Below are 12,291 nucleotides of genomic sequence, written 5' to 3'. Positions count from 1 at the left end.
TTCCGGTTCAAGTACCCCAAACCTAATTTTTCATAAATTGGGAAAGCAAATTTGATTTTTCATTCTTGATACTTTGTTACTCATGCTCAAGCAAAAGCCTCAAACAATAGCTTTGAAAGCGATCACGATTATTCTCGTTAGCTTTCTGTTCTTTAGTTGCGATTCAAATCTTCTTCATAAAACCCCAATCGACAATTTTAAGGGAACGTGGCAACTCAAGGGGAGAACCATGTTCGACGGAATTAAAATAAAAATCACCGAGGATAAAAATGGTAATTTCGTGGGCAAAGTAGTAGAACTAAATGACAACAAATATGTCGACTTGTTTGTCAACGTGGGAGATACATGGGTAACCGGCATTGGTCGCTCATCCAATTTTGAGTTTGTTCTGACCGAAAAGAAAATTGCCAGCCAATTGTTTTCACTATACGGGCTGGATACCACGCAAGACTACAAAGTGAAATTTATTGACAATAATACATTTGGACTTGGGACAGACAGCGCTGATCCCAGCCAGTCACCCATCAGGTATATCCGGGTGACACCTTGAAAAGCTAAAAAACGATTAATGACCATAAAACCTCTTCGTTCATTATTCACTCGATCATAATATCCATACCGTTAAGAATTTAAATTGACTCTAAATAGTTATTATGCTAACTTGAAGAGACAAATACCAGGATAGACTCCTATTTTACTAACTTAAATTTTTAACCAAATGAGTATCAATTACAAGGTGATACCGCGGAAAAATCCGCGAGATGTTGCCGCTGATCCCAAGTATTATGCGTCGATCAACAGCAAAGGACGCAGAAATCATCGCTTTATTGCGAAAGAAATTGCCGACCGCTCTTCCCTCAACGAAATGGATGTATTATCGGTTATCGAAGGTTTCCTGCAAATTGTCCCCACAACCCTAACCGACGGCTATACAGTCGATCTGGGTGATTTCGGCACCATGGGACTTTCGGCCAAAAGCCAGCCCGCCGAAAGTGAAGAAGAATTCAATGCCAGCTTAATAGATGGCTCCAAGGTAATTTTCCGCCCCGGTAAACTGTTCAAAAAAGAACTGGGTGGAGCCGAATACGTTAAGATACACGATGGAACAGAATAAAGTCAGCTATTTCAGATAGTTGAATATTAGTTTTATCCAAAAGCTCAGGACCATACAACAAAAAGGTCTTGAGCTTTTTTTATTTTGTCTTTATCTTTCAAGAAAAAGTCTAGACCTTTTTTATTTTTCTCAAGACATTATTATAAAATCTCTTGATGTTTTTACCAAAATCTCTTGATGTTTCCCCTTAAATGTCAAGACGTTTAAAAATAAAGTCTTGATATTTTTTCAAAACATCAAGGCATGTAGAAAGAAAAATCCAGGAATTTGACTCAGAACGAACATTTGATCTTCTTAAAAACTGAAAACGAAACATTTCCCGCAACGAATTAAAGCACCATCTCATCTTACAGGTACCTAAACGAATTAAAATGCAAAACCATGATTGGAAGAACCATTCTGCTCGGATTACTTTTATTCATCGCTGCACAATCGGGGTGCAAAAAAGACGATGACCTCCCCCCGGAGAAACAAATTCTGGGTGTGTGGGTATCGACCAGCACAGACGACATTCTCGATTTCACGGATGATGATACTTTCTATAAATCGAACAAAAATATCCACGAACCCTATCGTTACCAGCTCGAAAAAGATTCAATAGAAATTCAGTACGTTGGAGAATCTTTCATTGCGGTACCACCCACCAAACACAAATATACCATTAGCGGTAGTCGGCTCACGATTGATTTCTCCAATAAGAATTGTTTTACTTTTCCCCTGGAACTACTCACATTTGTGAAAAGATAAGTAGTTAACATCTCTTCATTCCCCTTTTTTCCGGAATCTCTCTTTGTGCAACATCTAATTGTTGCACACAAAATTTTGTAACTTTCGGTTCGGGAATTTCGGAATATTAGAGTCATGAGCAAGAAAGAGAAAAAAGACATTGCCGGAAGGCTGGCTGGCAAAGGCGTGTTTCCTCACGAAATGGCGTTTACCCTGCTGATTCCCTTGCGAAACATGTTTCTTTCTCCCAGGCAACTTATCAGACGTCTCGAACTGAATCCATCGTCCAAAGTACTGGAAGTAGGTCCCGGACCGGGCTATTTTAGTGTGAAAGTGGCGAAAGCCATTCCCGACGGCGAACTGGTACTCGCCGACATTCAGCAGGAGATGCTCGATTACGCTAAAAAGCGCGTCGACAAAAGAGGCTTCAACAACGTGTCCTATTCGCTGTGCGACGGCCAAACGTTCCCCTTCCCGGACAACCATTTCGACCGAATCTTTATGGTGACCGTTATTGGCGAAGTCGAAAACCAGAAGGCTTACCTCAAAGAATTCCTCCGGATATTGAGAAAGGGCGGCATCCTCTCCATATCAGAACTCGCCGGTGACCCCGACAAAATGAGCACGACCGAAATTAAAGCAATCTGTGAAAGTGCCGGATTCACGTTAGACAAAATTCACGGTACCGAACGAAATTACACTGCTAATTTCCGGAAAGAATAATACTCTTTCTTTGTGTAACTCCTCCGAAGTAACAAATCCCCTTACCAGCTTCGTCTTACAATACCTAATGCCCTACAGGCAAAAATTCTGCATTGGACTCCTACTTTACTACTCTTCCATAAGCTTATGCTATCAAACACATGCGGGTAATGATGAAATCACATAACTATTTAAAAGGTTAAATATATTTTTACATGGATAACTAAAATCATAACCTTTAAATCAAACCTATCATGAGAATTACGGGAATTATCCTGCTGACCTTCTTGTCTTTCCAATGGGCCGTGGCTCAAAACCTGAAACCCTACATCCTCGGGGTGGAATCGACTGAAAGCGTAGCTGACCTCAAAGGGAAAGTGGCATCAAACCTGGAACAAAACGGCATTCAGGTTGTGGGACAATACGAACCGGCTGCCGATGCCAACCGCTGGCTGCTGGTTGTTACCTCGCCGGAGTTACAAAAAGCGGTGGAAACTGTTGGCGGCCTCACCGGCTTTGCTTCCACACTACGCGTAGCCATTACGAAAGAAGACGGCAAGACGCTGGTCACCTATACCAACCCGAAATATTGGGGAAACGCCTACTTCCGCGATGATTACGACAAAGTAGCGTCTGATTACGCTGCATTAACGGCTCACCTGGAAAGCGCCATGAAAGCAACCGGCACTTTCGTGGGAAAACCATTCGGCTCGGAAAAAGGATTGTCGATAAAAGACCTGCACAAGTACCACTACATGATCGGGATGCCCCGCTTTGACGACACGGTAGAACTGGGTGAATTTGATAATTACCAAACTGCTTTAAACAAAGTCAACTCATCAGTCGACAAAGGCGTGCCGAATGTGAAAGAAGTTTACAAGGTCACCATTCCCGGCAAGGATTTAACCCTGTACGGATTTGCCCTTTCGGGAGAAGACGGCGAAAGCGACTTTCTTCCGACCATCGACATCAGCGACCCAAAACATACCGCTTTTCTGCCTTACGAAGTGCTGGTGGACGGCAACCAGGTGCTGATGCTTCACGGCCGGTACCGAATTGCGATTGCATTTCCTGACCTGACCATGGGAACCTTTACCAAAATCATGTCGACCCCGGGCAACATCAAGGATATGCTGGAACAACTGACAAAATAACGGGTAAGAACCAATTGCCTAACTATCAACTATACCCTTTTAGGGACAAAGGCCAGTGAATTCACTTTCGCTGGTCTTTTTTTTGCCTTCCTGAAAAAGACAAGCCCAAAACAAAACTCCGGATATCAACACATATTACAACACGATTGGTTCTCAAACGGAACATCCCATCTGTTTTGACGTTAATATTTTGATGACAACCGTCAAAAACATTGATTTGTAAAGGAACAGTTTAATAACTTAGTGTTTCGTTACTTAAAAAACCAAAACATGGGCCTCATTCGAAGAATCATCGTTTTTAACCTGGCGTTATTCTTTTCCCTCAGCAGTTTTGCGCAGACAGACAGCTTACGAAAGCAGGATTCGCTCAACCATGCGTTGATGTTGAGCTATCAGAAAAAGCTAAATGAGATTGAGCAACAACGGGTGGCCGACTCGCTGAAAAGCGCCGAACTGCAAAATCAACTCAATTCACTAAAGACCACCGATAATCTGAAAAAGGAAGAACTGCTTCAGCAATTGAAAGAGATATCAGACCGGAATCAATTGCAGGAAATGCAGAAAAAGGCCAGAATTGATTCGCTCAGGCAATACATTAAAGGGCAGCCGGTAACAGGAGTCATGAATGATACCCTGTTTTACATTTATGCTAAAATCGGAGCTTCAACACCACACGAGCGGGCCGTCAATATTTCGGGGAAAATCAAAAATTTATACAACAACGATTTTCTGAAAGTTGATTCCATTATCACGGTAAAATCAGAAAATACGATTGATATCGTTTATGGCGAAACCATCATTATGAGCGTTTCCGAAACTGATGCGTTATGGAACAACCGTCCCGCAGAGATTTTAGCCAGTAACTACGCTTCCATTATCCGGAATTCCATCGCTGCCGCAAAGAAAGAGAACAGCTTGTCTAAACTGCTCATCCGGATTGGCCTGGTTATTCTGATATTGGCCTCGCTATGGTTTCTAATCTGGTTAACCGGCCGTTTTCACCAGAAATTAATATTCGCTGTTAAAAGGAATAAAGACAAATACCTGAAAGATCTTTCGTACAAAGATTACACGTTTCTTTCAAGCGAGCAGGAGTTTAAGGTTATTCTCTTTGTTGTTAAGATTTTCCGGTGGTTTGTTATTGCCTTGCTATTGTATATCGCGTTCCCCTTAATGTTCAGCATTTTCCCCTTTACCCGGGGCTGGGCCGATGCTCTTTTTCAATTGATTTGGTCTCCATTTAAACGGGTATTTATCGCCATATGGGATTATCTGCCCAATCTGTTCAGCATCCTGGCCATCTATTTTGTCATGAAGTATTTCATTCGGTTTGTGAAATACATTTTTTCCGAGATCGAATCAGAAAAGCTAAAACTTTCAGGATTTCACGCTGATTGGGCTATGCCTACTTACGGCATCGTCCGATTTCTGCTGTATGCGTTTACGTTTGTACTCATCTTTCCCTATCTGCCCGGCTCCGATTCACCCATCTTTAAAGGTGTTTCAGTTTTCATTGGAATTCTGTTCTCACTGGGTTCATCGTCGGCCATTGCCAATATGATTGCCGGTTTGGTGATTACCTACATGCGCCCGTTTAAAATTGGCGACCGGATAAAAATTGGCGACATATCGGGCGATGTCGTTGAAAAAACGCTGCTGGTTACGCGTGTTAAAACCATCAAAAACGAAGAAATTACCATTCCGAATTCCTCTATCCTTACCGGGAATACAACCAATTACAGTTCGTATGCCCAAAATGTGGGATTGATTATTCACACCACGGTAACCATTGGCTACGATGTTTCCTGGGAGAAAATGCACCAGGCATTGATTGACGCCGCCTTAAAAACAGATATGATCTTGCAAGAGCCAAAACCATTCGTACTGCAAACCAGCCTCGACGATTTCTACGTTTCGTACCAATTAAATGCTTATACCAAAGAAGCCAGTTCGCAGGCTATCATTTATTCCGGCCTTCATCAGAATATCCAGGACATCTGCAACGAACGGGGAATAGAAATCATGTCTCCACACTACCGGGCACAGCGTGATGGAAACCGGACCACCATTCCGGAAAATCATCTGCCTGACAATTATCAAGCTCCGGATTTCAATGTAAAAGTGAAAAAAGACGACACAAAAAACTAAGGTCAAAACCACCAAGTCTCCGGATATCATTTAATGAGAATTAACAATTCAGCGGAAACCTACCGGCGGAAACTATCGTTATGAGCTGTAACAGTTCATTAAATAAGATTAATAGCGCCATGATAAAAACGGAAACAATTACTTACCACGATGCAGCCCAGACCTTCGAAGGGAAAATTAGTTGGGACGATTCCCTTAACGGGAAAAAACCGGGCATCCTCATTGCTCATGCCTTTGGCGGTCAATCCGATTTCGAAACCGGAAAATCGGTTGAACTGGCTGAACTGGGCTACGTAGGAATGGCTATCGATATTTACGGAAAAGGGCGCCGGGCTTCCAATCCGGAAGAAGCCGCAAAGCTAATGGCCGAGTTCAACAACGATCGCGCCTTGCTGCTGAAACGGATGGAGCTTTCGCTGAAAACGCTGCGGAACCATCCGGAAGTAGATGTAACAAAAACAGGCGCTATCGGATTTTGCTTCGGCGGAAAATGTGTACTCGACCTGGCCCGGTCGGGAGCCGATGTAAAAGGCGTTGTGAGCTTCCACGGCATGTTTGATAAACCCGGTCTTCCGGAAGAAAATCCAATAAAAGCTTCGATCCTCGTGCTGCACGGCTGGGAAGATCCAATGGCAAAAACCCGAAATGTTCGTTGAGTTTGCCAATGAAATGACCGAAAGGAAGGCCGACTGGCAGATGCACGCCTTTGGACATACCGGGCACGCGTTCACCAATCCAAAAGCCAACGCACCCGAAAGAGGTTTATTCTATCAACCCACATCAAGCAAAAGAGCCTGGAAAGCCATGGCTGACTTCTTTGAAGAGATGTTTGTATAAAAATAAAACAGGGCAGCATGCAAAATCACTGCCCTGTTTTCATCGATTCAATTACACATCTGAGTTCTGAAATTCTATTTTCTACATACCTTTTGCCTTCACCGACAAATCTTTCCGCCACTGAACCACATAGCCATAAACATCTGAATAACTATTCATGAGTTTTTCACGCACCATTTTTGCTTTCTCTTCTCCCAAAACGCGTTTGGTAAAATCTCTCCACTTCTCTTTCGGTCCTTCCATTTCTGCCCAGTTTTTATAGGGAAAAACGAGATCAACGACCAATGCTGAACCTCCGTTAACATTCCAGATGACACCATAATAGTCCTTTCTCCCCTCCTTTTTAATCGCGTCACCATACGCTTTAATGGCATTATAGAAATCCATTCCATGCCCGGGGTTCAACTTATAGGCGTATACCTGAATAAGATTCACCTCGTCGCCATTGGGATACCAATTCACAAGCGACGTATCATTGGCTGATATTTCGCTCGTAATTTTGGCTATGTACGGGCTTACATTCTTTACAAACTCAGCGGATCCCTTAGCATTAAAATCCTCGTAGCTATCGAAATCAGCCCAGCTATGACCGCCTGAACGGATAATGAAATCTCCCATGTTCTTGCCATTTACCACCTGATAAATATTCCAGTTCCAGGGATCACCATTGTCCATCCGCCATTGAGCATGTTGCTTCAGAGCCGTTTGAAAAGATCCACTTTCACCATCTTTTACTTTGACATAATATACCTTAGCCAAATTCTTCGACTGGGCAAACAAATCATTTGCTGTAAGGCCGAACATAAAAACGACCATTAAACTAATTAGCAGTGTCCTTTTTTTCATAATGCTTCTATTTTGGTTACTTGTTGAAATAAAAATCTTTTATCGCATATAGATTCGGGCATGAACGAGTATGCTTCTAAGCCCAACGAGAGCCTATCTTATCCAAACCAGCTTGTCCCAATTCTTCGGGGCTCATCACCACATGAAATTCCACTTTGGCTTCAAATGCCAGAAACCAGGGCTCTGCCAGCGCAGGAACCATCGAAGCTTTTTCCAGGTTAGCCAGAATAACTACAGCCCGTAGACCTTCCAATTCAGTGAAATAAGCTGCTTCCGGTTTTGTTTCGTCCAGGATGGTTTTCATTTTCGACTCAACGCTTCCATCTCCGACTGCAGCATTAAATTTTGAGTGCGGCACCCGGACAATCATCATGATACGCATGATCCATACTCCTTTCTTTTGGTTAAACATTCCCTTATCAACCTTCCGGAAGCAAAGCACCTAAGACAAAACCTGCAGACTTTACAGCCGGTGAGGTGTGTAATTGTTCGCGGCATACGATGCCAGCTCTTCATCAATTTTCGAAACGCGGGCTACTGCGGTCGTGACTTGTTCGCGGGTCAGAATTCCGCCTTCCGAGGGAACTCCGGCAATAGCCAGCCATAATGGGAACGAGATGGTATGGATGCCGGTATATTTCAACCGGTGGTGCTCCCGGCATAAAACCACCAGGTTACGCGCATCGTCGGGAGTGTCAAGAAATTTTTTGGTTTTTGAGAGTTCTGTTAAGTACTGATGTAGTTTTTTGGGGTCGTCAGCCGAAGCGATGTAATCTTCGTCGTAAAATTCTATAGCGTTGAGAATATTGGTTACTTTTCTGGGGGAAAGCGCATTCCAGAAGGCCCATTCAAAAACGTGATGAACTTCCCGGTCTTCCTTCTTTCCACATACCCAACAGGGTGCGCCGCATTCATCACGTATAAATTTTTTATTCTTTCGGAAAAGAGATGACTCTCTTCGTTCGTTATGTGCCGGTATCCAGTATTGTTCTTCGAACGTACCTTTTTTAAAATGCTCAACCAGCTTCGACATAAATCGCCTCCTTATCTTAGTTCGTATTCCTCTGTTAACGAACCCATTAAATATACAACACTAAACAGCGGCAATCAATAGGCTAATGAAAAAGCATAGTATGAGATATATCGTCAGAAGGTAGCTTTTTGTTGGATAATAGCTTAGATTTGTAGTAATATGCACAAAATGGTTATCCCATGGAGCACACTGAGTTTTTAGATGAAGTCAGGGATATCATCCGCGAAAACCATTTCAGCAGCAGCACCGAAAAGAGTTATCTGGCCTGGATATACCGCTTCATCATCTTCAATAACAAGCAACACCCTAAAGAGATGGGTGCCCCCGAAGTAACAGAATATCTGGACTACCTAACCCAAAAGCGCAGTGTTTCCCCCTCGACCCGCAACCAGGCACTCAATGCACTTGTTTTTCTGTATACCAAAGTGTTGAATATTCCCTTCGATGATTTCCATTCGAAACATTTCAAAATCAAGAAAAAACTACCAACGATTCTGACTCGTGAAGAGGTGCAGGAGATTCTGAACGACCTGCAGGGAGAGTTCCGGTTGATGGCATCGTTGATTTACGGCAGTGGACTGAAATTGAACGAATGTCTGCGCTTGCGTATTCGTGATATCAATATAGAGAAAGAAGAAATCATTGTCCGGGACGAAAACAACAAGGTAGAACGAAAGACCTTGTTACCCTCGTTACTCATTCCACGATTATCCAGGCAAATTCAGAAGATCAGTATCCAATTCGAAGAAAACAAATTAATCCCCGGCTTTGCAGGCACCAACCTTCCGGAAAACATCCGCAACACTCATCCGGAAGTAGCGATGGAATGGGACTGGCAATACCTTTTTCCTTCCGGAAAACCGAACGCCGAAAACGGAACAGAAAAGCTGTTACAGCATCACATTCATGAAAATTACCTGCAAAAAGCCGTAAAAGAAGCGGTACGCCATACCGGGATTTCCAAACATGTTTCCTGCTATACTTTCCGGCATAGCTTTGCCACTCACCTTTTAGAAGACGGTTACTGCATCGAAACGGTTCAACGATTGCTGGGACACAAAGACATTCGGAATACCATGGTATACAAGCAAGTACTCAACAACAATCAATTCACTGTGCGCAGTCCTCTTGATATATAACTACACTAACATCTGAACAGATCTCCTGCCAACCTGTTATACCACTGACAATGAATCGCACCTGAAGCAACTTGCGTATATAACGATTTGACCAGTCGTTGAAAAACATCCATGTTGCTATGTCAGAAAAGAATAACCTTCTTAACCGGCTCCTCGTAACCGTTCACAACAACAGCGCACTTCTCATCAGGTTAACTGTCGGACTTATTTTTCTATCAGAAGGAATCCAGAAGTTTCTTTTCCCAGATGCCCTGGGAACCGGCCGTTTTGTGAGAATTGGTTTTAGCCATGCAGAATTCTGGGCTTACTTCACAGCTGTCTTCGAGATTGCCTCCGCTCTGCTCATCCTTCCAGGATTCCTTACCCGACGCGCCTCCATTCCACTACTTATCATCATGCTAACAGCCTTTGTCGCTACCAAATGGCCTATTCTGATGCACGAGGGATTCTGGACCTTTGCTCATGAATACCGCACTGACTTTGCCATGACGGTGCTGCTTATTTATCTGCTTCTCTACGGAAGTGGCAAAATTTCGATCGATTACCGATTATCAAAACGATTAAAACAGAAATCATGAAAAAATTCAACCGACCATCCAATCATCCTTTCGGAAAGCCGAATGAAGAACGACGCCAATTCATGAAAAACGGTCTGCTGTTAGGCTCACTAGCCGGAATAGCTGGTTTGGGGCTCCTGCCGGGTTGCGAAGAGGAAGAAGGCGAAGATGTGGCTCCGCCGGAAGATCTGATGCGTGAACACGGCGCACTGAACCGGATTCTACTTATCTACGATACCTGCCGAATACACTTGTCCACTGGCGAATCGTTCGATGTATCGGTCCTCAACAACTCAGCCCAAATCATTCGGGATTTTATCGAGGATTACCACGAAAAGCTGGAGGAAAACTACCTGTTCCCTCGTTTCGAAAAGGCCAACTTCCTGACTGATTTAGTTGCAACGCTGCGTAAACAGCACAAAGCTGGTCGCGACGTAACCGCCCAAATCATCCAACTGGCGAACATGAATTCCCTTTCGAATGAAGACAATACCAAACAGATGATTGAGTTACTGCAATCATTCAATACGATGTACCGCCCGCACGAAGCCCGGGAAGACACGGTGCTTTTCCCTGCCTTACGGAAGATTATCTCTAAAAACGAATTTTACTCGTTGGGGGAAGATTTTGAAAAGAAAGAACATGAATTGTTCGGGCAGGACGGCTTCGAAAGTGTAGTGGAAAAAGTAGCCGATCTCGAAAAGAAACTCGGTATATACGATTTGAACCAGTTTACACCACAAAAACTATAAAATAGCAACGTATGACTTTCCTTCTTTACGGAGAGCATAATGTCTTTTTAGCTCAAATTCCAACATTGGCGGTTCTGCTTTCATGTAGTTCAAAATCTGTTCAGCCCGGGGAATCTTTTTAGCTGGTTTTCTAGCTTTGTCTTTGGCAAATTCGAGTACAGGACCGCAGCCAGCCTCTTCAAACATTACTTTTAATGTTTGATTTTCATAAATATCGGAATTGACAAATGAACTCAACTTACATAAGTTCAGATAAGCAATATCTTCTTTGGACAAACCGGTATTCGAACACAATTTTTGTTCTTCCGGTGTACCGCACTGCGTAACCAGAAGAAAAGTCCGAATAATTATCTTCCTTTTCATTAAGTCGGCAACCAGATAACCGATTTTATATCCCAGTACACGATACTCAATCAAATAGGAATGATGGCGATATGGAATAACCGTTGGTTCTGCGAGAGAGTCATACATACACCAGCGAAGCTCTCCCGGGGCTAACAAATCCACCCGCTCGCTCAAACGGCGAAGTGCATGACTTTGTATATAAACATTTAATAGTTCGGGATATTCCGCGGTTTCGAGATGTAGTACTTCAGCCTTAAGTTTCAGCGGGACAAATTGTTCGAGAGCAAAACCCACCTGGTAAGCAGGTCGCCGTGAACCGTCTGTTTTGATATGAATGACTGGATTTACAACCTTATTAACGATAAATGCAGCAAACACTCCCCGATGGGCACTTTGCCCTCCTCTCCATTCGAACTGAACCGGATAATGATCGATATCAATTCCGTCATAGATCATTCCCAGAATTGTTTTTAGTTTTTTTATCATCAACTCCAGCTCGTCACCAAACAGATTTTCCGTAATTGGTCGCATTTCCTCATAAAATTCATCACCTTTCGGGAAATTCGGATTTGGCTCTCGCAAGATGAAAGCATAAATAGTCAGGCCTGTAGTCAGATAGTCATACGCGCTAATTTGATAATCAGTATCTGGAATATCCACCTTATAATCATCCAGGTAATAATACAAAGCTTCGGTCATCATTTTAGCATGTTTTGCCGATAAAGAACAACCGGCTTCCGGTTTTATTTTTGGCGCACGCATTCGCAACTTCCAGAGGTGTTGCAATTCACGTTCGGAAATCTGTCGGAATAGATGTTCCTTTTCAATAAGAGTGAAAAAATGCCTGACTTTCCGGTAAAACTTTTTGCGCTGTTCGGCTTTTTCCTGTCTTTGTTGTTGCGCTGATGGCCGTTTTTTTCTTCGCTTCGACATGGGAC

The 12,291-nt window shown here is 43.2% G+C and carries 15 protein-coding genes; 11 read left to right on the top strand and 4 right to left on the bottom strand.

What is annotated here, in order from left to right; genetic code table 11:
- Positions 1 to 82: 82 nt before the first annotated feature.
- From AC060N_RS04695 to AC060N_RS04660, 8 genes are all read left to right on the top strand, one after another.
- Entirely contained in the window at positions 83 to 550 is a 468-nt protein-coding gene (locus AC060N_RS04695) for a hypothetical protein (protein WP_479526084.1), read from the top strand.
- A gap of 168 nt (positions 551 to 718) precedes the next feature.
- A complete protein-coding gene (locus AC060N_RS04690) occupies positions 719 to 1,114 on the top strand; it encodes an HU family DNA-binding protein (protein WP_479526083.1) in 396 nt (131 codons plus the stop codon).
- A gap of 381 nt (positions 1,115 to 1,495) precedes the next feature.
- Positions 1,496 to 1,861, top strand: coding sequence for a hypothetical protein (locus tag AC060N_RS04685; protein WP_479526082.1), 366 nt, complete (start codon positions 1,496 to 1,498; stop codon positions 1,859 to 1,861).
- A 114-nt stretch (positions 1,862 to 1,975) separates the two neighbouring features.
- On the top strand, positions 1,976 to 2,563 hold the full coding sequence (locus AC060N_RS04680; RefSeq protein ID WP_479526081.1) for a class I SAM-dependent methyltransferase: 588 nt from the start codon (positions 1,976 to 1,978) through the stop codon (positions 2,561 to 2,563).
- Positions 2,564 to 2,796: 233 nt separating this feature from the next.
- Positions 2,797 to 3,696 carry a hypothetical protein gene (locus AC060N_RS04675; RefSeq protein WP_479526080.1) on the top strand — a complete coding sequence of 300 codons (900 nt, stop codon included), beginning with the start codon at positions 2,797 to 2,799 and terminating at the stop codon, positions 3,694 to 3,696.
- A gap of 270 nt (positions 3,697 to 3,966) precedes the next feature.
- Positions 3,967 to 5,844 carry a mechanosensitive ion channel domain-containing protein gene (locus tag AC060N_RS04670; protein WP_479526079.1) on the top strand — a complete coding sequence of 626 codons (1,878 nt, stop codon included), beginning with the start codon at positions 3,967 to 3,969 and terminating at the stop codon, positions 5,842 to 5,844.
- A 119-nt stretch (positions 5,845 to 5,963) separates the two neighbouring features.
- The gene (locus tag AC060N_RS04665; protein ID WP_479526078.1) at positions 5,964 to 6,500 is read left to right on the top strand and encodes a dienelactone hydrolase family protein; all 537 of its coding nucleotides are present in this window, start codon (positions 5,964 to 5,966) and stop codon (positions 6,498 to 6,500) included.
- On the top strand, positions 6,490 to 6,681 hold the full coding sequence (locus tag AC060N_RS04660; protein ID WP_479526077.1) for a dienelactone hydrolase family protein: 192 nt from the start codon (positions 6,490 to 6,492) through the stop codon (positions 6,679 to 6,681). Before AC060N_RS04665 ends, AC060N_RS04660 begins: the two co-directional genes overlap by 11 nt.
- Before the next feature lie 81 nt (positions 6,682 to 6,762).
- Here AC060N_RS04660 and AC060N_RS04655 read toward each other — a convergent pair whose 3' ends face one another.
- The 3 genes from AC060N_RS04655 to AC060N_RS04645 all read right to left on the bottom strand — a co-directional run bounded on the left by AC060N_RS04655 (position 6,763) and on the right by AC060N_RS04645 (position 8,560).
- Positions 6,763 to 7,527 (bottom strand): hypothetical protein, encoded by a 765-nt coding sequence (locus AC060N_RS04655; protein ID WP_479526076.1) that lies wholly within the window; start codon positions 7,525 to 7,527, stop codon positions 6,763 to 6,765.
- Positions 7,528 to 7,603: 76 nt separating this feature from the next.
- Positions 7,604 to 7,939, bottom strand: coding sequence for a hypothetical protein (locus AC060N_RS04650; RefSeq protein ID WP_463230489.1), 336 nt, complete (start codon positions 7,937 to 7,939; stop codon positions 7,604 to 7,606).
- Positions 7,940 to 7,990: 51 nt separating this feature from the next.
- The gene (locus tag AC060N_RS04645) at positions 7,991 to 8,560 is read right to left on the bottom strand and encodes a hypothetical protein (RefSeq protein ID WP_463230491.1); all 570 of its coding nucleotides are present in this window, start codon (positions 8,558 to 8,560) and stop codon (positions 7,991 to 7,993) included.
- A gap of 179 nt (positions 8,561 to 8,739) precedes the next feature.
- Here AC060N_RS04645 and AC060N_RS04640 point away from each other — a divergent pair, with 179 nt between their 5' ends.
- The 3 genes from AC060N_RS04640 (at position 8,740) to AC060N_RS04630 (ending at position 11,008) form a co-directional block, all read left to right on the top strand.
- The gene (locus AC060N_RS04640; RefSeq protein WP_479526075.1) at positions 8,740 to 9,699 is read left to right on the top strand and encodes an integron integrase; all 960 of its coding nucleotides are present in this window, start codon (positions 8,740 to 8,742) and stop codon (positions 9,697 to 9,699) included.
- Between the two features lie 119 nt (positions 9,700 to 9,818).
- Positions 9,819 to 10,277, top strand: a complete 459-nt coding sequence (locus AC060N_RS04635) for a DoxX family protein (RefSeq protein ID WP_479526074.1) — start codon at positions 9,819 to 9,821, stop codon at positions 10,275 to 10,277.
- The gene (locus AC060N_RS04630) at positions 10,274 to 11,008 is read left to right on the top strand and encodes a hemerythrin domain-containing protein (protein ID WP_479526073.1); all 735 of its coding nucleotides are present in this window, start codon (positions 10,274 to 10,276) and stop codon (positions 11,006 to 11,008) included. The genes AC060N_RS04635 and AC060N_RS04630 overlap by 4 nt, the downstream gene beginning before the upstream one ends.
- On the opposite strand, the gene AC060N_RS04625 is transcribed toward AC060N_RS04630, so the two are convergent.
- A complete protein-coding gene (locus AC060N_RS04625; protein ID WP_479526072.1) occupies positions 11,003 to 12,040 on the bottom strand; it encodes a hypothetical protein in 1,038 nt (345 codons plus the stop codon). The two genes, AC060N_RS04630 and AC060N_RS04625, sit on opposite strands and share 6 nt — an antisense overlap.
- Between the last annotated feature and the right edge of the window lie 251 nt (positions 12,041 to 12,291).

It is taken from the genome of Prolixibacter sp. DSM 2831 (assembly GCF_056493735.1).
This window is presented reverse-complemented; position numbering and strand designations above follow the sequence as displayed.

Coding starts and splice junctions, on each gene's coding strand:
- AC060N_RS04655 (WP_479526076.1), bottom strand. CDS start 7,527: ATGAAAAAAAGGACACTGCTAATTAGTTTAATGGTCGTTTTTATGTTC.
- AC060N_RS04635 (WP_479526074.1), top strand. CDS start 9,819: ATGTCAGAAAAGAATAACCTTCTTAACCGGCTCCTCGTAACCGTTCAC.
- AC060N_RS04680 (WP_479526081.1), top strand. CDS start 1,976: ATGAGCAAGAAAGAGAAAAAAGACATTGCCGGAAGGCTGGCTGGCAAA.
- AC060N_RS04670 (WP_479526079.1), top strand. CDS start 3,967: ATGGGCCTCATTCGAAGAATCATCGTTTTTAACCTGGCGTTATTCTTT.
- AC060N_RS04695 (WP_479526084.1), top strand. CDS start 83: ATGCTCAAGCAAAAGCCTCAAACAATAGCTTTGAAAGCGATCACGATT.
- AC060N_RS04640 (WP_479526075.1), top strand. CDS start 8,740: ATGGAGCACACTGAGTTTTTAGATGAAGTCAGGGATATCATCCGCGAA.
- AC060N_RS04650 (WP_463230489.1), bottom strand. CDS start 7,939: ATGTTTAACCAAAAGAAAGGAGTATGGATCATGCGTATCATGATGATT.
- AC060N_RS04690 (WP_479526083.1), top strand. CDS start 719: ATGAGTATCAATTACAAGGTGATACCGCGGAAAAATCCGCGAGATGTT.
- AC060N_RS04660 (WP_479526077.1), top strand. CDS start 6,490: ATGTTCGTTGAGTTTGCCAATGAAATGACCGAAAGGAAGGCCGACTGG.
- AC060N_RS04645 (WP_463230491.1), bottom strand. CDS start 8,560: ATGTCGAAGCTGGTTGAGCATTTTAAAAAAGGTACGTTCGAAGAACAA.
- AC060N_RS04630 (WP_479526073.1), top strand. CDS start 10,274: ATGAAAAAATTCAACCGACCATCCAATCATCCTTTCGGAAAGCCGAAT.
- AC060N_RS04685 (WP_479526082.1), top strand. CDS start 1,496: ATGATTGGAAGAACCATTCTGCTCGGATTACTTTTATTCATCGCTGCA.
- AC060N_RS04675 (WP_479526080.1), top strand. CDS start 2,797: ATGAGAATTACGGGAATTATCCTGCTGACCTTCTTGTCTTTCCAATGG.
- AC060N_RS04665 (WP_479526078.1), top strand. CDS start 5,964: ATGATAAAAACGGAAACAATTACTTACCACGATGCAGCCCAGACCTTC.